General features: G+C 64.7%; 18 protein-coding genes and 1 pseudogene. 12 read left to right on the top strand and 7 right to left on the bottom strand.

What is annotated here, in order from left to right; translation table 11 throughout:
- The first annotated feature begins 9 nt into the window (after nt 1-9).
- Nucleotides 10-396, top strand: coding sequence for a VOC family protein (locus ABQJ48_RS25455; RefSeq protein ID WP_367840724.1), 387 nt, complete (start codon nt 10-12; stop codon nt 394-396).
- Between the two features lie 123 nt (nt 397-519).
- Nucleotides 520-1,761: an MFS transporter gene (locus ABQJ48_RS25450; RefSeq protein ID WP_367840723.1), complete on the top strand. Its 1,242-nt coding sequence runs from the start codon at nt 520-522 to the stop codon at nt 1,759-1,761.
- A gap of 67 nt (nt 1,762-1,828) precedes the next feature.
- On the opposite strand, the gene copM is transcribed toward ABQJ48_RS25450, so the two are convergent.
- Both copM and ABQJ48_RS25440 read right to left on the bottom strand, forming a co-directional pair.
- A complete protein-coding gene (gene copM, locus ABQJ48_RS25445; protein WP_367840722.1) occupies nt 1,829-2,227 on the bottom strand; it encodes a CopM family metallochaperone in 399 nt (132 codons plus the stop codon).
- A 71-nt stretch (nt 2,228-2,298) separates the two neighbouring features.
- Entirely contained in the window at nt 2,299-2,532 is a 234-nt protein-coding gene (locus ABQJ48_RS25440) for a heavy-metal-associated domain-containing protein (RefSeq protein ID WP_367840721.1), read from the bottom strand.
- 388 nt (nt 2,533-2,920) lie between these two features.
- Between ABQJ48_RS25440 and ABQJ48_RS25435 the strand changes: the two genes are divergently transcribed.
- The gene (locus ABQJ48_RS25435; RefSeq protein ID WP_367840720.1) at nt 2,921-3,928 is read left to right on the top strand and encodes a zinc-dependent alcohol dehydrogenase family protein; all 1,008 of its coding nucleotides are present in this window, start codon (nt 2,921-2,923) and stop codon (nt 3,926-3,928) included.
- A gap of 99 nt (nt 3,929-4,027) precedes the next feature.
- Here the strand turns inward: ABQJ48_RS25435 and ABQJ48_RS25430 are convergent, their stop codons facing one another.
- Nucleotides 4,028-4,651 carry an ABC transporter ATP-binding protein gene (locus tag ABQJ48_RS25430; RefSeq protein ID WP_367840719.1) on the bottom strand — a complete coding sequence of 208 codons (624 nt, stop codon included), beginning with the start codon at nt 4,649-4,651 and terminating at the stop codon, nt 4,028-4,030.
- A 507-nt stretch (nt 4,652-5,158) separates the two neighbouring features.
- On the opposite strand from ABQJ48_RS25430, the gene ABQJ48_RS25425 reads away from it, so the two are divergent.
- Nucleotides 5,159-7,063: an AAA family ATPase gene (locus tag ABQJ48_RS25425; protein WP_367840718.1), complete on the top strand. Its 1,905-nt coding sequence runs from the start codon at nt 5,159-5,161 to the stop codon at nt 7,061-7,063.
- A 226-nt stretch (nt 7,064-7,289) separates the two neighbouring features.
- On the opposite strand, the gene ABQJ48_RS25420 is transcribed toward ABQJ48_RS25425, so the two are convergent.
- Both ABQJ48_RS25420 and ABQJ48_RS25415 read right to left on the bottom strand, forming a co-directional pair.
- Entirely contained in the window at nt 7,290-7,547 is a 258-nt protein-coding gene (locus ABQJ48_RS25420; RefSeq protein WP_367840717.1) for a hypothetical protein, read from the bottom strand.
- A 111-nt stretch (nt 7,548-7,658) separates the two neighbouring features.
- A complete protein-coding gene (locus tag ABQJ48_RS25415; RefSeq protein ID WP_473094182.1) occupies nt 7,659-8,186 on the bottom strand; it encodes a hypothetical protein in 528 nt (175 codons plus the stop codon).
- 239 nt (nt 8,187-8,425) lie between these two features.
- On the opposite strand from ABQJ48_RS25415, the gene ABQJ48_RS25410 reads away from it, so the two are divergent.
- Together ABQJ48_RS25410 and ABQJ48_RS25405 are read left to right on the top strand one after the other, a co-directional pair.
- A complete protein-coding gene (locus ABQJ48_RS25410; RefSeq protein WP_367840716.1) occupies nt 8,426-9,532 on the top strand; it encodes an OpgC domain-containing protein in 1,107 nt (368 codons plus the stop codon).
- Complete coding sequence (locus ABQJ48_RS25405; RefSeq protein WP_473094181.1) at nt 9,529-11,256, top strand: tannase/feruloyl esterase family alpha/beta hydrolase; 1,728 nt, start codon at nt 9,529-9,531, stop codon at nt 11,254-11,256. Before ABQJ48_RS25410 ends, ABQJ48_RS25405 begins: the two co-directional genes overlap by 4 nt.
- Nucleotides 11,257-11,458: 202 nt before the next feature.
- Here ABQJ48_RS25405 and ABQJ48_RS25400 read toward each other — a convergent pair whose 3' ends face one another.
- Nucleotides 11,459-11,878, bottom strand: coding sequence for a hypothetical protein (locus tag ABQJ48_RS25400; RefSeq protein WP_367840715.1), 420 nt, complete (start codon nt 11,876-11,878; stop codon nt 11,459-11,461).
- Between the two features lie 389 nt (nt 11,879-12,267).
- Between ABQJ48_RS25400 and ABQJ48_RS25395 the strand changes: the two genes are divergently transcribed.
- The 3 genes from ABQJ48_RS25395 to ABQJ48_RS25385 all read left to right on the top strand — a co-directional run bounded on the left by ABQJ48_RS25395 (nt 12,268) and on the right by ABQJ48_RS25385 (nt 14,432).
- A complete protein-coding gene (locus ABQJ48_RS25395; protein WP_367840714.1) occupies nt 12,268-12,603 on the top strand; it encodes a response regulator in 336 nt (111 codons plus the stop codon).
- A gap of 144 nt (nt 12,604-12,747) precedes the next feature.
- Complete coding sequence (locus ABQJ48_RS25390; protein WP_367840713.1) at nt 12,748-13,674, top strand: ABC transporter ATP-binding protein; 927 nt, start codon at nt 12,748-12,750, stop codon at nt 13,672-13,674.
- A complete protein-coding gene (locus tag ABQJ48_RS25385) occupies nt 13,671-14,432 on the top strand; it encodes an ABC transporter permease (RefSeq protein WP_367840712.1) in 762 nt (253 codons plus the stop codon). Before ABQJ48_RS25390 ends, ABQJ48_RS25385 begins: the two co-directional genes overlap by 4 nt.
- 151 nt (nt 14,433-14,583) lie before the next feature.
- Here ABQJ48_RS25385 and ABQJ48_RS25380 read toward each other — a convergent pair.
- Nucleotides 14,584-14,829: pseudogene (locus tag ABQJ48_RS25380) on the bottom strand (helix-turn-helix domain-containing protein); the annotation flags it as partial.
- 212 nt (nt 14,830-15,041) lie between these two features.
- Here ABQJ48_RS25380 and ABQJ48_RS25375 point away from each other — a divergent pair.
- The 3 genes from ABQJ48_RS25375 (at nt 15,042) to ABQJ48_RS25365 (ending at nt 20,591) form a co-directional block, all read left to right on the top strand.
- On the top strand, nt 15,042-15,467 hold the full coding sequence (locus tag ABQJ48_RS25375; protein ID WP_367840711.1) for a DUF3830 family protein: 426 nt from the start codon (nt 15,042-15,044) through the stop codon (nt 15,465-15,467).
- Between the two features lie 185 nt (nt 15,468-15,652).
- Entirely contained in the window at nt 15,653-16,873 is a 1,221-nt protein-coding gene (locus ABQJ48_RS25370; RefSeq protein WP_367840710.1) for a sensor histidine kinase, read from the top strand.
- 349 nt (nt 16,874-17,222) lie between these two features.
- Nucleotides 17,223-20,591, top strand: a complete 3,369-nt coding sequence (locus ABQJ48_RS25365) for a YadA-like family protein (protein WP_367840709.1) — start codon at nt 17,223-17,225, stop codon at nt 20,589-20,591.
- Nucleotides 20,592-20,677 lie beyond the last annotated feature (86 nt).

Genomic DNA, 20,677 nt, shown 5'->3' with positions numbered 1-20,677 from the left:
CGCGCGGTATTGAGGTGGGTCGTCGTCATCGTCGAAGAGGGAGCCGTAAAAGTCAAACGAATCGTCGCGAATATCAGTACGCCGACGGTGGATGACGCGAAGCGCTTCTACCAGCAGATATTCGGTCTCGAATTGCTGATGGATCATGGTTGGATCGCGACGTACGGCTCTGCCGAAAAGATGGACGTGCAGATCAGTTTCGCTTCGCAAGGGGGATCGGGTACGGCTACGCCTGATCTGTCGATCGAAGTGGACGATCTCGATGCCGCGTTCGAACGTGTGAAGGCGGCGGGGCTTCCCGTCGAATACGGTCCGCTCGACGAACCGTGGGGCGTGCGGCGGTTTTATGTTCGCGATCCATTCGGCAAGCTCGTCAATGTGCTTGCTCATCGTTGATGCCCATCGATGTCGGAGAAAGTCAGTGGCACGCAAGACTATGCGCGACAAGCCCAACCCGATGACAATGTGACGATGGCTCGCCGCGCAGCCCGCGAGTAGCAGCGAACCGGAGGAGGCACGATGGACGACAGGCTGGATGCGGCCGACACTGTAAGCGCCACCAATGCGACGGACGCGGCACGCGCGAATCGCGCGGTGCTGGTGATCGCCGTCGCGCAACTGCTCGGCACGTCGCTCTGGTTCAGCGCGAACGGCGCGATGCGCGACTTGCAGACAGCGTGGCAGTTGAACGCCTCGGGCATCGGCTGGCTGACGAATGCGGTGCAGGCGGGTTTCATCGTCGGAACGCTGCTTTCGGCGACCACGGGACTCGCCGACCGGGTCTCGGCCAGCAAGGTGTTCGCCGTGTGCGGCGTGCTCGGCGCCGCGCTGAATGCGCTGTTCGCGCTGTGCAGCAGCGGCCTTGCATCGGCGCTCGTGTTCCGCTTCGGTGTGGGCGTCGCGCTCGCGGGCATCTATCCGCTGGGGATGAAGCTGCTGGTCTCCTGGGACCCGCGCCGGGCAGCGCAGACGCTCGCGTTGCTGGTCGCGATGCTCACGCTCGGCACCGCGTCGGTTCACGCGATCCGCGGTCTGTTGTCCACCGTTGCCTGGCAAACCGTGGTGCTCGCTTCGTCGATGCTCGCGGTGATCGGCGCGCTGCTGGTGCTCGCGCTCGGCGAAGGGCCGCATGCGCGGCGCGCGGGCAAGCGTCGCGCGGGTTTGTCGGCGGGAATCGGGCAGGTCTTGCGGATCAGCGAGTTTCGTGCGGCCGCGTTCGGCTACTTCGGGCACATGTGGGAGCTCTACGCGTTCTGGACGCTGACGCCGCTGCTCGTGCAGCGTGCCTTTGCCAGCGGCGAGCAGGCGTCGGCCAGTGTGATCGCGCTGTGGTCGTTTCTGATCATCGGGGTCGGCGCAATCGGCTGCCTGCTGGGCGGCCGGCTGAGCACATCGGCGGGCAGCGCGCGCACCGCCGCGCTCGCGTTGACGATCTCGGGCACGCTGTGCGCGGTCTATCCGCTGGCGTCGACGCTGGGCACCGTGGGGCAGCTTGCGCTGCTACTGGTGTGGGGCATCAGCGTGATCGCCGATTCGCCGCAATTTTCGGCGCTGTCGGTCAAGGCATGTCCCGCCGACACAATCGGCGGAGCGTTGACCTTGCAGAACAGCTTTGGCTTCTTCCTGTCGGCGTGCTCGATCCTGTGGTCGACGAGCGCCTATCATTCGCTCGATGCGCGGGTCGCCTGGCTGCTGTTGCCCGGGCCGATCATCGGTCTGATCGCGATGCGGCCTTTGCTACGCAAGCGGCCGCTGTGGTGACCGGCGTCGCGATGCGCGGCGGCGCGGGCCTGACATAGGCTACGCCGCGACGGCGCAAAGCAGCTGGCTACTTGCCGCCGTGTTTCGCCTGCCAACGATGCATGAACGCGATCTCGTCGTGCTGGGCCTTGATGATGTTCTGGGCCAGACGCTTTAGCTGCGGGTCCTTTCCGTACTTCAATTCCACCTGCGCCATGTCGATCGCCCCCTGATGATGCGGAATCATGTGTGCGACAAAGTCCTTGTCGGCGTCGCCCGTGTATTCCGGTGCGCTCATGTCACGCATCATTTTGTCGTCGGCGGCTTTGAACGCGCGCGTCGATTCGGCCGCTGCGCCGTCTTCCGAACCTGACATCTGCATGCCATGTATCGCGGGCATGTGCTGCGCGTGGACCGGCATCGCCGCGACAGCCAAGGTCAAGCCGCTGAACCAACAAAGAGTACGGAATGCGCGAAGGTTTTTCATTGTGGTGTCCGTTGGTAAAAGTGGTTCCGAGTGAACGGTATCGAGCGAGCTTGCTGGCGGGACGCGGCAGTTTAACCGGGCCTCGGGTCTTGCCGGCCGCGTGCCGAGCGATTGCTTCGCGAAGGATGAAAGCCGGCTGCCTCGATCACCTCGACGAGCCGCTGCTCGGTCAGCACCGACACCACGTCGACGGTCTTGCGGGAGACGTCGACCGCGATCTTCGCTGCGGGGTCCAGCAGGTTGACCGCACGCGTGATGGCATTGGCGCATCCGCGACACGCCATGTCCGGGATTGCGAATTCCATTGGTTGCCTCCGTTGAGTAAGCACAGGCAAGCGTGGACCTTCCCACGGCGGTAAGGTCAAGCCCACTCGCCGACGGATCCACGCACGGTACCCGCGGCGCAGTTGCCTCCCCAATCAGTGCAGGGTGAACCGCAGCGGCTACTTCTCTGCGCCATGGCGACCTTGACGACGAGCTATAGGCCCGGCGATCCGGTGCAGCAAGCCACGCGCGCGTTGCATCAGACGCGCCCCTCACGCGCGACGACGCGTGAATCACGCATGCGGTATTCTTTTGCGGGTCACCCTGCAGGCTCGACGTCGATTGCACAGCAAGCATCGCGAGGCATCTCGGTGCATCGTGCCGACCCATGCGTCGCCAGCGCCTGCGTCACTCCCAAAGGATGCAAACATGAAGGCCGTCCAAATCGGTTCCCCCGCCACGCTGGCGAATCTCCAGACGGTTGACCTCGCGGACCCCGGTCAACCCGCGGCAGGCGAGATTCGCGTGCGTATTCACGCCAGCTCGTTGAATTATCACGACTACGGCGTGGTGAGCGGCAAGCTGCGCGCGCCGGCGGGCCGGATTCCGCTGGCGGACGGCGCGGGCGTCGTCGAAGCGGTCGGCGCCGACGTGAGCGGATTCCACCCAGGCGATCAGGTGGTGTCGTGCTTTTTCCCGTTCTGGGAAAACGGCCCGCCGGCAATCGGCGAGTTCAGCACGACGCCCGGTGACGGCGTGGACGGCTACGCGCGCGAAGTCGTCGTATTGCCGGCCCGCTACTTTACGCATGCGCCGCGCGGCTACAGTCACGCGGAAGCAGCAACGCTGACCACGGCCGGCTTGACCGCCTGGCGCGCGCTCGTCGTGGACGGACAGTTGAGAGCGGGCAGTACGGTGCTGGTCCTCGGCACAGGCGGCGTGTCGATCTTCGGCTTGCAGATCGCCAAGGCGATGGGCGCTTCGGTGATCGCGACGTCGTCGTCCGAGGCGAAACTCGCGAAGCTTCGCGAACTGGGCGCGGACCACACGATCAACTATCGAGACAATCCCGAATGGGGCAAGCAGGTTCGTCAGTTGACGGATGGGCGAGGCGTCGATCATGTGATCGAAGTGGGTGGCCCGGGCACGCTGCCGCAATCGATTACCGCTTGCCGGATCGGCGGCCACATCGCTCTGATCGGCGTGTTGACCGGGCGCTCGGGACCGGTGCCGACTGCCGCGCTGATGGCACGGCAGCAGCGCCTGCAAGGGCTGATCGTCGGTAGCCGCCAGGATCAGATCGACATGATCCGCGCGCTCGAAGTGACGGGCATCAAGCCGGTAATCGACAGCACCTTCGCGCTGGAGAAACTCGGCGATGCGTTCCGGCACGAGGAGTCGGGCGCGCACTTCGGGAAGATCTGCGTGACGATGTGACGACCGCGTGGCGCAGGCAGGGCGCGCCCAGTCGAGCGCGGCGCGGGGCTCCCGGCGCCTCAGACGCGTGCTGAACAGCGTTTTCGCGCAGCCAGCCCCTCACCCGCGCCGCGCGAGTTCCGCGAAGTCAACGCTGGTTGCTTCGCAGGCTTCGGTCAATGCCGCGTCGTAGCTGGTAAAAAACACCGTGCGGGTAGTCGCCAACGATCTGAACAAGTCGGCCAGCACCGCACGCGCGGCCGCATCGAGTCCGCCGGCCGGTTCGTCCGCGATGACAACGCGCGTCTCGCCAAGCGCCGCGGCCGTCAGAAAGAACTTCTTGCGCGTACCGAACGACATCTGTTCGAAATGTTTGTCGAGATGCGGCGTGAGGCCGAACCGGTCAGCCAGGCTGAGCGTAGCGCTCCCGACCGCGGTCTTGCGCTCCTCTGCCACGTTGTTCAGATACTGACGGCCGGTCCGATCCGGGTGGACCATGCAGTCCTCGGGAACGTACGCGAGCCCGGATTTGGCGGCGAGCGGCGCGGTGCGCAACGAATGGCCGCCGAGCCACACGTTGCCTGAGTCGGCTTCGAGGGCGCCGGCGAGAATGCCGAGCAACGTCGATTTTCCGCTGCCCGATTCATCGTTTAACGCGATACATCCGGACGCGGCGTCGAAATGCAGTCCCTCAAAGAGGGGGCGCTCGGCGTAGCGCTTGCTGAGGTTCTCGAATCTGAGCATGAGGGTTAGTCGGCATATTCATCGGGTTGGCGTTTCGTCAGTTTAGCAAGGCCATCGTGCTTTCCATTTCCGTGGCGTCGACCCTGGCCAATGAATGTTGCGCACCGTTAATGCAGTCGTTGCCGCGGTAATAATGACCGCACTCAAACGGGGCGCGATTAAATACTGGACAGACGAACCGCGCAGTTAATTTAGCGCTGGTAAACTACGCGCCTGAGCAGTACGACCAGGCCTTTTACGCATCATCCGTTCGCGCGATGAGCGCCGGGCGAACACACTTGGAAAGACAGTAGAAACGCGCCTTTTCCGCGATTTGGAAGACGCGCTCGCGCCACATATCGGCCAAAGTGAGCGCAGTTGAAAGGGACACATTCCCGGCTCTTTGCGGTCGTCCGCTCACACCACGTGTGCAGGAAAGTTTCGCCTCGGCCGTTTTCCTCGCCAACTCATCCTGTTTTGATTTCGACAAGTATCGGGCTTGGTCGGGCCCGTTTTGGGAAGTGACTTATGAAGCCGGGAAATCATTCGCTTCGAAAGAAGCGCATTCGCAAGATTGTCTTCGCGCTGCTAGCCGTGTGCGTCGCTGCGCTGCTCGGCCTGGGCTTCTGGTATTCGCAGCAGCGTGCCGCGCAGGGCGCGCCAGCGCTGACCGGCATCGCGAGCCAGATGCGCCATGACACATCGGCATGGACGCACGAGGAAAAAGACGCATCGCAGATGCTGCGCGATATTCACGACGCCAGGGTCGTGGCAATCGGCGTTAGCCCGGGCGCGATTCTCGTGTCGACGCGCGACGGCGCCAGGTACTTCGTCACCGACCACAACGCGACCTTCTCGCATGCGTTGTTGCTCGGCGAGCCCAAGGCCGGCCAGGCCGCGCCTTATCAACTGGTGTGGCTGCCGAACGCGGACATCGACGCCGGCGGCCAACACTGGACCCAGGCGCTCGACCACTTGCGCGACGCGATCAGTGTGCTGCTGCCGCTGTTGCTGATCGGCGCAATGGTGTGGTTCATGCGGCGCGAGATGAAAGGCGGCGCGAAGCTGCTTACCGAAACGCCCGCGCTGCGTTTCGACGACGTGATCGGCGCAGGTGAAGCGAAAGCCGCGCTTGCGGACCTTCGCGGCTACCTGTCCGACCCGAAGCAATTCACGTCGATGGGCGTGCGCCCGCCCTGCGGCATTCTGATGGTGGGCGGTCCGGGCGTCGGCAAGACCCGGCTCGCGCAGGCGCTGGCCGGCGAATGCGGCGCGAGCTTCATCTCGATCACGGGCAGCTACTTCAGCGCAAAGTACTACGGCGTCGGCATCCAGAAGGTCAAGCATCTGTTCGAACTGGCGCGCAAGAACGCGCCCACCGTGATCTTCATTGATGAAGCCGACGGTCTCGCGAAACGCACCGACACCGGCGGCGGACCGGTCGAAGCCGAGAGCAATCGCATCATCAACCAGCTGCTCGCGGAGATGGACGGCTTCGCTTCGAACGAAGGCGTCATCATCGTGGCCGCCACCAATCATCCGGACAACCTCGACGAAGCGCTGCGCCGGCCAGGCCGTTTCGATCGCACCGTGCAGGTCCGATTGCCCGATCGCGAAGATCGCGCGAAGATCTTCCGGTTCTACGCGGACAAGCTGAAGGCGAAGGCGGCCGACATCGACTATGACCAGCTTGCGCGTTTGACGACGGGCTTGTCGCCGGCTACGGTGGCGATGGTCGTCAATCAGGCGGGGCTCGTGGCGCGCAAGGCCGGCGCTACCGAAATTGCTTCCAGGCACTTCATGGAAGCGATCAAGATCGCGCGCATCGGCGATGTGAGCGGCGCAGAGCGTGCGCTCAGCGAAGACGAGCGCACCCGCATCGCGGTGCATGAGGCGGGGCATGGGCTGGTCGCCGCGCTGCTCGGCACGGGCGTGCTCGAAGAAGTCACGATCCTGCCGCGCGGCGGCGCGTTGGGTGTCGCGCTGATCACCAAGGCGCAGGACAAGCATCTGTATCGCGAAACCGAGATTCGCAACGAAATCCAGGTGCTGCTCGGCGGCCGCAACGCCGAAATTCTGACGTTCTCCGAAGCATCGAGCGGGGCCGCGTCGGATTTGCAGGAAGCGTCGCGGATCAGTCTCGACATGGTGTCGAAGTTCGGCTTCAACAGCGACGGCAACCTGTTCAGCCTCGCGGCATTGCCGTCGCAGTACGCCGGTCTGCAAATGAAGAGCGCGATCGAACACGCGAACGTGCTGCTCAAGGAATTGAACGGACTGTGCTACGGGCTGCTGCAAGCGTATGAGCCGGTGCTGCGCGCAATCGCCGACGAACTGCTGGAGCAGGAGACCGTGCCCGGCGAAACGGTTTACCGGTTGATCCGCGAACACAAGAGCACGCTTGCGATCATTCACGAGCCGGCCGCGGCTTGAGGCCGGCTTTTGCGGGGCGTGGCCGTCACGGCAGCGCCCTGGTGCTGATCGTGACCGTTGGCTTTAGCAACACCGGGTCGCCGAGGGCGGGCTCGGTTTAGTTAGGTTCCCAAAATAAATCAGATTGCGACGAGGGATGGGTCGACTGCTCCCAACGCTCGTCACCGATCATCGGTGGCCGATCGACCATGCCGTCCTTTTCGGCGAGGCACTTGCGCGAGCGTCGCTATGCGAAGTCGGACGGCCCGGGCGACGGAACGCCGGGAGGCGGATCCGTTTCGCCTAACGGATCGGCTTTCGCGTCTTGCGCCTCCGCGGTCGGCGGGAGGGTCCCGCCTTTAGGGGGCAGCGGCTGATCGAGACCCGGCTCTACCGGCGTGGGAATTGCATCGCCGATCGGCTTGGAGACCTCGGTGGGCGGGCCGCCGGGGTCTTCCTTGGCTGCAGGATCGGGCTCGTTCGGGGGATTCGGCATCTCTGCCATGACGTTCTCCGGTTGACGGGTCTATGGAAAAGCCAGCAATGCGCGTACCACGCTCGTGACCGAGTCAGTCGACGATTGGCAGGACACCGGCGATCCAGTTGCCGGTCCGTGTCAGACCATATCGGACGCCGTGCTGTCTTCGCGCAACGCGCGCTCGCCGGGCGCCGCCACGGTGGGCGCCGTCGACACTACAACAGCCGTCGGCCGGCGCCGTGTCTCGAGCCGGAGAATCGGCTCTTCGATGTGCCGCCACGTCCTCACGGCAATCGCGAGCGAGATCGCAAACGATACAGCGATGCCCGCCGCGTGAGCCCAAACGGGCACCGTGCCGCCGAAGAGCGCCTCGGCGTGATGGTTGCGGGTCAGGTCGGGGATCAGGTTGTGATAGAAATAAAAGCCGTAGCTGATGCGGCCGAAGTTCACCAGCCAGCCCGTTTCCAGGACGCCGACGACGGCGTTGCGGCAGCAGGCAATCGAACACACGAGCGCCGCGATGCAGACGCCGTAGAAGGCGCTGACCGCTGCGAAGAGCAGCGGATTATCGAGCGCAGTCCATGTCGGCCCGGTTGCGCACAAGCCGATAAGGCCGAGACTGAGAGCGAGCGCTTCGCCCGCAAATCGCGCAAAACTTGCCGCCAAAGTTGGCCGTAATTCGAGCGCTGTACCACTCAGTATTACCGCAGGCCGACAGCCGGATTTCAGATTCCCCCCGCTCGCATACAGATAAGAGGCTCGTTGTCAGCACTCGTCGGCGCTGCGCACTGTGATGGCCGAAACAATCTATTCTCCTCGTATTCCTGCGATGCGTCGCCCGGACGAGACCGGCCGATTCGCCAGGGTCACGGCGCGCTGCGCGCCATCACTGTGCGAGGACACGAATGGAGATCCGCCGGGGACGTTCGATCGAGGTGGACTTCTTTCGCGGCGTCGTCCTGATCGTCATCGTGCTGGATCACATTCCCGGCAGCGCCTTGTCGCATCTGATGTTGCACGCGTATGCACTGTGCGACGCGGCCGAAGTGTTCGTGTTCCTCGGCGGCTATGCATCGGCGGCGGCGTACACGGCGGTGCTCGCGCGCCGCGGCGAACACGCGGCGAGAATGCGCTTCGTCATGCGCTGCTGGGAGATCTATCGCGCGTACTTATTGACGGCCGTTTTGACGCTCGTGTCCGGCGCGTTGCTCGCGGTGCTGCGCTTGAATCCGTCGATGGTCGAACTGAGTGGCTGGTTGAGTTTCTCGGTTCAGCCGCTGCGCGAGGCGTTCGATATCGCGGTGCTGCGGCGGCAGCCGTATCTGTCGAGCGTGCTGCCCATGTACGCGATCTTCGCGCTGGGCGTGCCGTTCGTCGTGCCGCTTGCGCGTCGTTCGCCGCTGACGGCCTTGAGTCTGAGCGTGGCGATCTGGGCGCTCGCCCGGCCATTGGTCGGGTTATTCAGCATTGGCGGCATGGCCGACTGGGCTTTTAATCCGTTTGCATGGCAACTGATGTTCGTGCTCGGCATTCTGTGCCGCGTGCAGCCCATCAGCGAACGCTTCCACGCAAGCGCTACGGCGCGCTGGTTCACGCGGGCCGCGGTGGTTGCGGTGTTGGCGTTCGCAATCGTCAAACTCTTCGTGCTGACGCAACCGTTGCCCGGCACGCTTAAACAGAATCTGTCCGTGGATAGAGTGGTCAACTTTATGGTGATTGCCTGGCTGGCCGCACAGTTTGTACGCACGGGTGCCGTCGCGCGACTCGCGCAGCGCCTGCCCGCCGTGGTAAGAGTCGGCCGCACCGGGCTCGTGTGTTTTGTCACGGGTACGCTGGTGTCGTTGGTCGTCGACACGGCCACGCCGCATACGTTTCACGGCTTTCGCGGCGTGCTCATCGGACTGGGCGGCGACCTGGTCGCGATCGGCGCCGTGCTGATGATCGCGCGCGGCTGGAGCGGCTGGAAGATGCAGCACGCGGGCGCGCCGGCCAAAGGCGCGGGCTGCGGATGATGGCGCCGCGGCGCCGCAGGCGTTTCCCGGGCAGTGTTCGGACGGTCGCCAAGGCCGCTGGCGCGCTGTTATGGCTTACGGTTCAGCCGGCCCACACCGCACTCGCCGCGCCTGCTGAGCCAACGCTTGCAATGCGTTGCGCCGAGTTCGCGGGCGCGGCGGTAGCTCCCGAACTGATTGCATTGCCGACCGCCGGTGCGCTGATCGACAGCGCGGCGATGGTGCGGGCCACCGCAACCGGCAATCAGCAAGGCGGCGAATATTGCCGCATTACGGGGCGCATCAAGGGGCTCAACGCGAGCACGCCCGACATCCGTTTCGATCTGAACCTGCCGCGCCGCTGGAACGGCCGCGCGCTGCAGATCGGCGGCGGGGGCTATGACGGCGTGGTGGTGAGCGGCACCGGCGTGATGCCGTTTTCGCCGGACCGCGCACCGCTCGCGCAGGGCTATGCGACCTTCGGCGACGACTCGGGGCACGTCGGCGATTCGTCGCTCGCCACATTCGGGCTCGTCGACGAAGCGGTAATCAACTTCGGCTACGCGCATCTGAAGAAAACGCACGATGCGGCCGTCGGGTTGATCGCGCGCGCTTATGGCAGGCCGCCGCAGCGGACGTATTTTGCTGGCGGCTCGACCGGCGGGCGCGAAGGCTACACCGTGATGCAGCGCTTTCCGGACGACTATGACGGCGTGATCGCCAATTCCCCCGCGCTCAATTTTTCGGGCGTGCGTTTGATGGGCGTGAAGCTGGGCCGCGCGGAATACGCAACGCCCGGCGGCTTCGTTCCGCCGCTGTTGCTCGAGCGCGTGTATCAACGCACGGTGGCCGCGTGTGACCGGCTGGACGGCGCGGCGGACGGCATCGTCAGCGACGTCGCCGCGTGCCGCGCGCATGAAGCGGAGATCGTCGATTCGTTGCGCTGCGCGGGCGCCACGACGCTGCGCGACGATCAATGCCTCACCGACGCCCAGCTCTCCACGCTGGTCGCGATGCGCGATGGTCTGTCGTTGCCGTACCGGCTGGCCTGGAACGTCACCGGCTATCGCGGCTACAACGTCTTTCAGGGCACGCGTCTGACCGGAATGTTGGGGCTCGCGCATCAACGGGAGCGTTCGCCGGTGCCGACGTTTGCCGCCAACGGCTATCTGTTCGCGCAGGGCGATGGCTACGTCCGCTACTTCGTCGCACGAAACGCGGACTTCAATTCGCTGGGCTTCGATCCGCAACGTCCGGGCAAATATCGCGCGCAGCTGATTGCCCTGTCGCAGACGATCGGCGCTATGAACCCCGACCTGTCGCGCTTCATTGCGCACGGCGGCAAGCTCATCACGCTGCAAGGCCTCGCCGACGAAGTGATCAGCCCCAATCAGACCATCGCGTACCACCGCGCGCTGATCGAACGCTTCGGCGCTGCGCAGGTCGATGGCTTTATGCGGCTCTACATGGTGCCGGGGTTTCAGCATGGCAGCGGCGTGTTCATTCCGTCGGTGGATCTGCTGGGCGCGCTCGACAACTGGGTGACGCGCGGCACGGCGCCCGAGACCTTGACGGCGACCGATATCGCGGCGGCCACCAATGGACGCTCACGTCCGTTGTGCCGGTATCCGCTGTTCCCGCGCTACATCGGCAAGGGCAACGTGAATCAGGCGAGCAGTTTCGTGTGCTCCGAAACTTCCGTGCCTCAGGCGACGGTCGAAGCGGGTGAAGTAGGCGCACATTGATACAGCGAGCACTTCTTGCAATCGGCCTGTAAGTTGTTGCAAGCGCAACCGGTGTGCCCGGGGATTCACACTCGGAGCGCGTGCGCATGAGATCACACGCGGCAATGAAGAAGGGCGGCGGCGCTTGCATCGGCGCCGCCGCCCAACGCGAGATTGCGTTATAGCGGTGAAGCTTCTTCACACCGCCGCAACGTCGACCCCGTTACTGGCCGTTCTGCATCGTCCCGCCGGACCCGCTGCTCGTGCCGGAACGGGTGCCTTGGTTTAGTCGGTTGCTCGTGCCGCTTTGTGAACCATTCGTCGACGGGCTGTTGGGCGTCGCGCCGGTGCCCGTGCCCATGCCGCCGCCGGTACCGGTCACGCCTGGCGAACCGTAGCCGGAGTCGGTCGGGCTCTTCATCGAGCCGGTGCCGCCGCCGGGCGAGGCGGTCCCGCCTGCGCCGCCGGTCGTGCCGCCGCCCGCGCCGATCCCGTTACCGGCGCCGCCCGCAGCACCTGCACCGCCACCTGCGCCGCCGCCCGCGCCACCGCCGCCCCCACCGCCGGCTCCTTGCGCATAGGCGCCGCCGGACAATGCCATCACGAGCGCGGAAGCCAGAATCGTTCTGGTCATGGATTTCATGCTTAACCTCCATAGTATGGGATTGATGTCACGCAAGCGCTTGTCGCCCGCATGAACCAACTGCCGCAAGCGGTGTGCCTTCGACGGCGTCGGTGCGATTCACGTCATGCACCGTGAGGCGCGGGGGGCGCGTGTGCCAATGGCCCCCGGGATCGCTCGGCAGCCTGTCGCAAGTCGAGCATGGCGCGTTCCTGGTGCGAGCGCGGAACGCGCCAACCGCATTGTCAAGGTCGTTGAACGCATGCAGCAATCCGGGGCGCCTGACTGGCAGCGTGGAGAAGGCACAGGCAGAAATACGAAGGCGCGCTTGCTCGCGCACCCTGGGGCGGCTGGCATGGCGCACACATCGAGGCTTCTTCGGCGGGGCCGGCAAGGGCCGCGAGTTTGTCGTGCGTTTGCCGCTCGCTCGCCTCGTGCACGCCAACCAATCCGCGGCGCCCGCGTCGGCGGCGCTGCGCGGGTTGCTGGTGGACGACAGCGTCGACGCCGCGATGGCGATGTCGCGGGTGCCGGAGTCGGACGGTCACTACCTGAGCGTGGCGCACGAGGCGGTGACCGCGCTTAAGCTTGCGGAGCAGTTCGCGCCGGAAGTCGCACTGCCCGATCCCGGCCCGCCGGGCATGGACGATTTTCAGTTCGCGCACGAACTGCGCAAGCGTGGTGCCACCGCTAATGCGTTACGTCCGTGCGCATTTCCCCGCCTAACAATATGGATACCGAACTAATTTTGCATCAGCAGATCGCTGCGGCTGGCTGCCCGTTTGTCGCGCCGCGCTGCACGGTTTGCCAGTTTCCATTAAATTGCGGGGGCGGTCGCGGTTTGCGCCGCTCCTTCCAATCGGATAATGGTGTCTGCCATCGTCGAATCCATGCAGCCAATCGTCTCGGTCACGAACCTGTCGAAAACCTATGCCAGCGGTTTTCATGCACTCAAAAACATCAACCTGGCCATCAACCGTGGAGAAATCTTTGCCTTGCTCGGCCCGAACGGCGCTGGCAAGACCACCCTCATCAGCATCATCTGCGGCATCGTCAATGCGAGCGCGGGCAGCGTCACCGTGGACGGCCGCGACATCGCGGCGGACTATCGCGGCGCGCGCTCACTGATCGGCCTCGTGCCGCAGGAGCTGACCACCGATTCCTTCGAAACCGTCTGGGCGACTGTGTCGTTCAGCCGCGGCCTGTTCGGCAAGGCGAAAAACCCGGCATACATCGAGAAGGTGTTGCGCGACCTGTCGCTATGGGAAAAGCGCGACAGCAAGATCATCGCGCTCTCGGGCGGCATGAAGCGCCGCGTGCTCATCGCGAAGGCGCTGTCGCATGAGCCGCGGGTGCTGTTCCTCGACGAGCCGACCGCCGGCGTGGACGTCGAATTGCGGCGCGACATGTGGAAGCTGGTGCGCTCGCTTGCCGAAAGCGGGGTGACGATCATCCTCACCACGCATTACATCGACGAAGCCGAGCAGATGGCCGATCGCATCGGCGTGATCAGCGGCGGTGAGATCATGCTGGTCGAAGAGAAGACCGAGCTGATGCGCAAGCTCGGCAAGAAGCAACTGACGCTGCAACTGGACAGCCCGCTCGCGCAGGTGCCGGCGTCGCTGGCCGGCTACGCGCTGGCCGTTGCGAAGGACGGCAACGAGCTGATCTACACCTATGAAGGCGAGGGCGGCCGCACCGACATCATCGCGCTGCTCAAGTCGCTCGACGACGCCGGCATCCGCTTCACGGACCTGCATACCACGCAAAGTTCGCTCGAAGACATCTTCGTCAGTCTGCTCCGAGGTGACCAATGAATATCCATGCCATGCGCGCGATCTACAAGTTCGAGATGGCGCGCACCTGGCGCACGCTGATGCAAAGCATCATCGCGCCGGTGATTTCGACTTCGCTGTACTTCGTCGTGTTCGGCTCGGCGATCGGCTCGCGCATCAAGGAAGTGGACGGCATCAGTTACGGCGCGTTCATCGTGCCGGGGCTGATCATGCTGTCCCTGCTTTCGCAGAGCATCTCGAACGCGTCGTTCGGGATTTACTTTCCGCGCTTTACCGGCACCATCTACGAGTTGTTGTCGGCGCCAGTCTCGTACCTGGAAATCGTGGTGAGCTATGTGGGCGCGGCGGCCACCAAGTCGATCCTGCTCGGACTGATCATCCTCGCGACCGCCGGGCTGTTCGTGCCGTTGCAGATCCAGCACCCGTTCTGGATGGTGCTGTTTCTCGTGCTGACGGCGGTGACGTTCAGCCTGCTCGGGTTCATCATCGGCATCTGGGCGGATGGTTTCGAGAAGCTGCAACTCGTGCCGCTGCTGATCGTCACGCCGCTGACCTTTCTCGGCGGCAGTTTCTATTCGGTCAACATGCTGCCGCCGTTCTGGCGCGTCGTGACGCTGTTCAATCCGATCGTCTATCTGGTCAGCGGCTTTCGCTGGAGTTTCTTCGGGCTGGCCGACGTCAATGTCGGCTTGAGTCTGGGCATGACCGCGTTGTTTCTCGCGGTGTTTCTGCTGATCGTCGGCTGGATCTTCCGCACGGGCTACCGGCTCAAGAGCTGACAGGGTGTGGCAGATCATCGGCATGGGGGTGACCCGCCAGCCGCAAGGGCGCTGCGCGCTGGCTACCGTGGCAGTTGATCCCGGTGCCGCACGCCCGCGCCGCAGGCCGCGACGACGTGGCGCGTTCCAACGTCACGTCGCCGTTCGGGAACTACGACACATACGCCTGCGCGACGTGGATCAATTGCACGCGATTGCGCACCTTGAACAACTGCCGCAAGCGGCGCAGGTGATAGTCGACGTTATGCGGCGACAGCCCGAGAAAATACGCGATTTCCTTATCCCGCTGACCCTGCACCACCGCCTTCAGCACCGCGTGCTGCAACTCGCTCAGCGCGACGCGCTGCTGCTGCGCGGGCGCAATCCCGATCACGCTTTTCGCGTGTGTCCAGATGAACTACGCGACAGAGCTGGCCTGACGATGACGCACGGGCGTTTGCGACGCATTCGGGCGGCGCGGCAGGCGGCGCTGCAACTGGCCTGAGCGCGCCCACGGCAACTGTATCTGTCGAAGCCTTGCGCCGGAAGACAGAATGATGCCCGCACGGCCTTGGCCCAGCCGGCGTCTGACCGACCATTCCATTCACCCGTCATACCGGATACTTTGCGATGACCCGACTTCGAATCACCTCCTGCGGCCACGTCTTCACTGCCGAAACCCATCCCGACGCACCGCACACCGTGGCCGCGTTCCTGAAGCTGTTGCCCTACCGTCAGAAGCTCATCCACGTGCGCTGGAGCGGCGAAGGCTGCTGGGTGCCGCTCGGCGACTTCAAGCTGGAGAACGACGGCGTGGCGGTCGGCTTCGAGAATCACACGAGCCATCCGTCGGTCGGCGACATTCTGTTCTACCCGGGCGGCTATAGCGAGACTGAAATCATTCTTGCTTACGGCTCCTGCTGCTTCGCGAGCAAGCTGGGGCAACTGGCGGGCAACCATTTTTTGAGCATCGTCGAAGGCCGCGACCAGCTCCGTGAACTCGGCACCAAGGTGCTGTGGGAAGGCGCGCAGGACGTGCTGTTCGAGAAGCTCTGAGCGGCGCGGCGCGCCCGTCTCGAACGCGCGTTGATGTTGGCCAGCAGATCGCGCGCATACTGGAGGGGCAGGCGGGGCGTATGGAATGCCCGCGCTCTGCCTCCCGGCGCGTCTGCAGCAATGCGCGCGCGTTGCGCAGGGAGCGGCACACTCTCTTCGCCGCGCTGCGGCGTCAGGTTTCCTACATGAAGGAATCGCACTTAACTCCGCTGGCCGCCTTCGCCGCATGGTTGCGTTCACAGCAGGTCGATTTGACCGAGCGCTGGATGAAGGCCGTTTTTCACGACGCAGAACTGACCGAATCCGCTCGGCTCACTTACGAGCAGCTGGCCGATCACGTTCCCAACATCCTCGACGAAATCTGTGTCGCGCTCGAAAGCCAGGACCTGGACCCCGTGCAAAGCGCGATGGAGCGCGACGCGCGGCTGCACGGCAAGCTGCGCTGGAAGCAGGGCTACCGGATCGACGAACTGGTGCGCGAACTGGATCTGTTTCGCCAGACACTCGGCGGTGCGATCGTCGAGTTCAGTGAAGCCCGGCCGTATTTCACGCGGCGCCACGAGCAACGGGCGCGGCATTTCATCGAGGAAGCCGTCGGCTTCGTCACGGTGACCTCGATCCGCGAGGTCGTCACCGAACGCGACCGCAAGATCGACCAATACACCGGGCAGCTCGAACGCGCCAATCATGAACTGACGCTCAAACAACGGCTGGTGGCCGAACTGTACGAATCGCGCATGCAGATCACGCGCAGCGTCGTGCACGATCTGCGCAACTTCCTCAATGTGTTTTCGATGGCGCTGCAACTGATCAGCGGCACGCCGTCGCGGCTCGAGACGGCGCTCGCGCTGGCGAGGCGCCAGGCCGCCGATATGAAGACGCTGGTCGACCAGCTCGTCGAATACTCGGTCGTGCTCGGCGACGACAGCCCGGTCACGGTGGAGCGTTTCTCGCTGCGCGAACTATTCGACGAACTGGTGCTCTCGTGCGAGGCCGCCGTCGAAGCGAAAGCGCTGCGTCTGGAGACCGCGTTCGACAGCGCGCTCGACGAGGTCGTCTCCAACCGGCTCAAGCTCAAGCAGGTCGCGCTCAACCTGCTGACCAACGCGGCGAAATATACGCGGGCGGGCCGCATCGAACTGGCGATGACCGCGCTGGAGAACGATTGCTGGCGATTGCGCGTGTCGGATACCGGGGTGGGTATCGGCGAGTCCGATCGGGAGCGCGTGTTCAAGGAGTTCGAGCGCGCCAATCACGAAGATATTCCCGGCGCGGGCCTCGGGCTCGCGATCGTCAAGGAGTTGTGCCGCGTGCTCAAAGGTGAGATCCGCTTTGATTCGCGCGAAGGCGAGGGTACGGTGTTCGAGATTACTTTTCCGATGCGCCTCGCGGGGGGCGGCTCGTAAGCTCGGATGTCGATGGTGCGGGGCGGGATGTGAGCGCTGGAACGCGGTTCGCGGCTGCTCTGAAAACCACCTAAAACGGCCTATGAAATTCGAGTTGGCATAAGACAGTTCTCCCGATATCCCTCTAACGCCCGAAACGCACTATATCGTTTAGCCTATTAGAGCTTGTTTATAGCTCTTTTAGGAGTTTGCGTATTCCCCTTTTTGCTCGCGTTCAACACACTTCCACTTCGCCTTTGTCGGCCAAGTCGAGGCGCGCTGTGCTCCCAGGTTTGAGCCCGTTCGTGTCAAATACTTAGGAAACCATAATAAAACCTTGGCCAGTGTGTTTCGATAAACGTTGGGAGGGATGTTGAACAAGACCCATAAAACCCTATGGAACGCGACGACCCGCACGTACACCGCCGCATCGGAATTGGCCGGGCGTCGCGGTGCGACAGGTGCGATAAGCGCCACGAGCGACACAAGCGCCAGAAGCGCCAGAAGCGCCACAAGCGCCGGCGCCATCACGGCCGCGTCGGCTTGCCGGGCGCTGCTGGCGGCCAGCGCTGGTCTATTGAGTGCGTTGGCGTTTTCACAGGCAGCGCGCGCCGACGATTGCACGTCCCGCGCACCAAATTGTCTCGACGTCGTAGAGGCGCTGAGTGCGCAAACGTCGAGCACGCCGGCAACCGCCGCCGAAGATGCCGCGCGCAGCGCCGCCGTCGACAACGCCAGCGCGTTCTCCGGTACGCCGGCGCCTGGCTTTTCGCAGCCGGTCGCGACACTCGCGGCGGCCGTCACGCCACCGGTGACCGACTATATCGCCGTCAGCCCCAATGTCGTGCAAGGCACCAGCACCAGCGCGTCAAGCGATCTGAATGCGATGGCGATCGGCCCCGCGGCGGTGGCCGCGAATGTCAATGCGCTCGCTATCGGCGCGGCGTCGGGCGTGGCCAGCCGCAATGCAACGGCGGTCGGCGCTTCGGCGGGCGCGATGTCGGCGTTCTCGACTGCGCTCGGCGCGGGAGCCACGGTCGGCGCGATGGCGGACAACGCGATTTCGATCGGCTACAACGCCCGCGCGATCGGACTCAATAGCGCGTCGATCGGTGCTTACGCCAACGCCTCGACCGCTGGCGGGGTGGCGATCGGCTACAACGCGTTCGCTGCGGGCGCGGGCGTCAACGGATTGGCGGTGGGCACGAATGCCACGGCCAGCGCGGCGGGTTCGGTGGCGATAGGCGGCGATTCGGTCGCGGATCGCGCGAACGTGGTGTCGTTGGGCAACAGCACGCAGAACCGGCAGATCGCCTATCTCGCCGCCGGCACGCAAGCCACCGACGCGGCCAACGTCGGGCAGCTCGCGGGAGTAGCGACCGCGCTCGGCGGCGGCGCGTCGATCGACACGAACGGCGCCGTCGTCGCGCCGACCTACACCCTCGGCGGCAAAACCTACAACGACGTAGGGGCCGCGCTGGCCGCAGCCGCATCGCAAGGCGCGGATGCGAGCGCCGACGCATTGCGCTACGACAGCGCGCAGCACGACGTCGCGACGCTCGGCAACCCGGGCACGGCCGTCAAGCTGCGCAACGTGGCCGACGGCGCCGTGAGCGCGGACAGCTCCGAGGCCGTCACCGGGTCACAGCTGTATGGCGTCCAACAGGCGGTCAGCCAGAATGCGTCGTCGATTACCGACATCACCAACAACCTCAGCAAAATCACCAACGGCACGCTCGGTCTCGTTCAGCAAGACCCGGTCTCGCGCGATCTGCGCGTCGCGAACAGCACGGACGGCACGCACGTCGACTTCACCGGCACCACGGGCCCGCGGGAGCTGCTCGGCGTCGCGGCGGGCACGGCGGCGGGCTCGGCGGTCAATCTGGGGCAACTCGGTCCGGTCGTCGAAGCGCTCGGCGGCGGCGCCGCAATCAACCCGGACGGCACGGTGCACAAGCCTGTGTACAGCATCGGCGGCGCGACGTACACCGACGTCGGCGCGGCCCTCGCGGCAGCGGTCACGACCAGTATGGGGGCGGCCACCGACGCAGTGCAGTACGACTCCGCAGCGCATGACAAGGTCTCGTTGGGCAACCCAGCTGTGCCGGTCCAGGTCACCAACGTGCGCGCCGGCAATCTGGCCGCCGACAGTGCCGACGCGGTCAACGGCGCGCAGCTGTTCGGCACCAATCAGGCGGTCGCGCAGAACACCAGCAACATCACCAGTCTCGACCAGCGCGTCACCGACAACACCTCGGCGATCGCCAACCTCGATTTGCGCACGTCGATCGTGGAGGGCGACGTGACCAACATCAGCAATCAGATCGCAAACGGCGAGATCGGCCTCGTCCGGCAGGATCAGGTGTCGCGCGATCTCAGCGTTGCGAAAGACACGGATGGCGCGCGCGTCGATTTCAGCGGCACGGGCGGCGCGCGCGAGTTGACCGGCATCGCCGCGGGCACGACAGACGCGTCCGCGGTCAGTCTTGGTCAGCTCAAACCGATGGTGGCCGCCTTGGGCGGCGGTGCGCAGATCAACGCCGACGGCTCGGTGAGCGGGCCCACATATCACATGCAGGGCGGCACGCAAGCCACGGTCGGCGACGCGCTCGGCTCACTCGACAACGGCCTGACCACTTTGCAGCAGAACATGGCGAGCGGCGGCATCGGCATGGTCACGCAAGACCCGGCCTCGCGCGCGATCAACGTCGGCGCGGCCACGGACGGCTCGGTCGTCAACATTGGCGGCACGGCGGGCAATCGGGTGTTGACCGGCGTGGCGCACGGCGCAGTCAGTCCCTCCAGCAGCGATGCGGTCAACGGCTCGCAACTGTATGCGCAAGCGGCCAGCACGGCCGTCGCGCTGGGCGGCGGTGCGACCGTCAATGCGGACGGCACCGTGACCGCGCCGTCTTATAACGTGGGCGGTACCGTCGTCAACAATGTCGGCGGCGCGCTCGCCAACCTGGATGGCCGTGTCACGCAAAACAGCACGGATATCGCGGGTTTGCAAACCACCATCGGCAACCTCGACGGTGCGGTCGCGAATGCGGTGCAATACGATACGTCGGCCCATGACAGGGTCACACTGGGCGGCACGGCGGCGGATGCGCCGAAGGTCCAGCTGACCAATCTCAAGGATGGCGAACTATCGCCTACCAGTACCGATGCCGTGACCGGCGCGCAACTCTATAGCACGAATCAGCAGATCAGCAGCCTCGGCCAGGCCATCAATAACGTTCAAACCACCGGCGACGCGTACGTGTCCGTCAAGAGCGCCGGCGATGCGGCGCAGGCGATCGGCAACAGCTCGGTTGCGATCGGCGGCGGCGCCAAAGCGTCAGCGCCGAATTCGGTGGCACTCGGCGAGGGCTCGGTGGCCGATGAGACCGGCACCGTGTCGGTGGGCTCAACGGACAACGAGCGGCGCATCACCCATCTCGCCGCCGGTCAGGCGCCCAGCGACGCCGTGAACATGCAGCAGTTCCAGGGCGGCCTCAGCGAAATCGCGCGCAATGCTTACTCGGGCACCGCATCCGCTATCGCACTGACCATGGTGCCGGAGGTCGATGCGACGAAGAACCTCGCGCTCGGTGTCGCGACCGCCGGGTACAAGGGTTATCAGGCGGTCGCAGTCGCCCTGTCCGCGCGCGTCACGCAGAATCTCAAGGTGAAAGTCGGCGCCGGCATCAGCTCGGCCACGACGACGGTCGGCGCGGGCGCGGCTTATCAGTGGTAGCGAAAGGTGGTAGCCAGAAGAGCGGTAGCGAAGGCGGAAGTGCAATGCGCGTGAGCGGCGCAAAGAAGGCGTAGGGACGAAGTTCG

Origin of the sequence: Paraburkholderia suaedae (genome assembly GCF_040812055.1) — a bacterium.
Classification (GTDB): domain Bacteria; phylum Pseudomonadota; class Gammaproteobacteria; order Burkholderiales; family Burkholderiaceae; genus Paraburkholderia.
Note: the sequence above shows the minus strand (reverse complement) of the source record. Positions and strands in the feature narration are given on the sequence as shown.

What these genes read in the sequence shown, in the direction of transcription:
- ABQJ48_RS25450 (WP_367840723.1), top strand. Translation starts at nt 520, where the DNA reads ATGGACGACAGGCTGGATGCGGCCGACACTGTAAGCGCCACCAATGCG.
- copM (WP_367840722.1), bottom strand. Translation starts at nt 2,227, where the DNA reads ATGAAAAACCTTCGCGCATTCCGTACTCTTTGTTGGTTCAGCGGCTTG.
- ABQJ48_RS25440 (WP_367840721.1), bottom strand. Translation starts at nt 2,532, where the DNA reads ATGGAATTCGCAATCCCGGACATGGCGTGTCGCGGATGCGCCAATGCC.
- ABQJ48_RS25435 (WP_367840720.1), top strand. Translation starts at nt 2,921, where the DNA reads ATGAAGGCCGTCCAAATCGGTTCCCCCGCCACGCTGGCGAATCTCCAG.
- ABQJ48_RS25430 (WP_367840719.1), bottom strand. Translation starts at nt 4,651, where the DNA reads ATGCTCAGATTCGAGAACCTCAGCAAGCGCTACGCCGAGCGCCCCCTC.
- ABQJ48_RS25425 (WP_367840718.1), top strand. Translation starts at nt 5,159, where the DNA reads ATGAAGCCGGGAAATCATTCGCTTCGAAAGAAGCGCATTCGCAAGATT.
- ABQJ48_RS25420 (WP_367840717.1), bottom strand. Translation starts at nt 7,547, where the DNA reads ATGGCAGAGATGCCGAATCCCCCGAACGAGCCCGATCCTGCAGCCAAG.
- ABQJ48_RS25410 (WP_367840716.1), top strand. Translation starts at nt 8,426, where the DNA reads ATGGAGATCCGCCGGGGACGTTCGATCGAGGTGGACTTCTTTCGCGGC.
- ABQJ48_RS25405 (WP_473094181.1), top strand. Translation starts at nt 9,529, where the DNA reads ATGATGGCGCCGCGGCGCCGCAGGCGTTTCCCGGGCAGTGTTCGGACG.
- ABQJ48_RS25400 (WP_367840715.1), bottom strand. Translation starts at nt 11,878, where the DNA reads ATGAAATCCATGACCAGAACGATTCTGGCTTCCGCGCTCGTGATGGCA.
- ABQJ48_RS25390 (WP_367840713.1), top strand. Translation starts at nt 12,748, where the DNA reads ATGCAGCCAATCGTCTCGGTCACGAACCTGTCGAAAACCTATGCCAGC.
- ABQJ48_RS25385 (WP_367840712.1), top strand. Translation starts at nt 13,671, where the DNA reads ATGAATATCCATGCCATGCGCGCGATCTACAAGTTCGAGATGGCGCGC.
- ABQJ48_RS25375 (WP_367840711.1), top strand. Translation starts at nt 15,042, where the DNA reads ATGACCCGACTTCGAATCACCTCCTGCGGCCACGTCTTCACTGCCGAA.
- ABQJ48_RS25370 (WP_367840710.1), top strand. Translation starts at nt 15,653, where the DNA reads ATGAAGGAATCGCACTTAACTCCGCTGGCCGCCTTCGCCGCATGGTTG.
- ABQJ48_RS25365 (WP_367840709.1), top strand. Translation starts at nt 17,223, where the DNA reads ATGTTGAACAAGACCCATAAAACCCTATGGAACGCGACGACCCGCACG.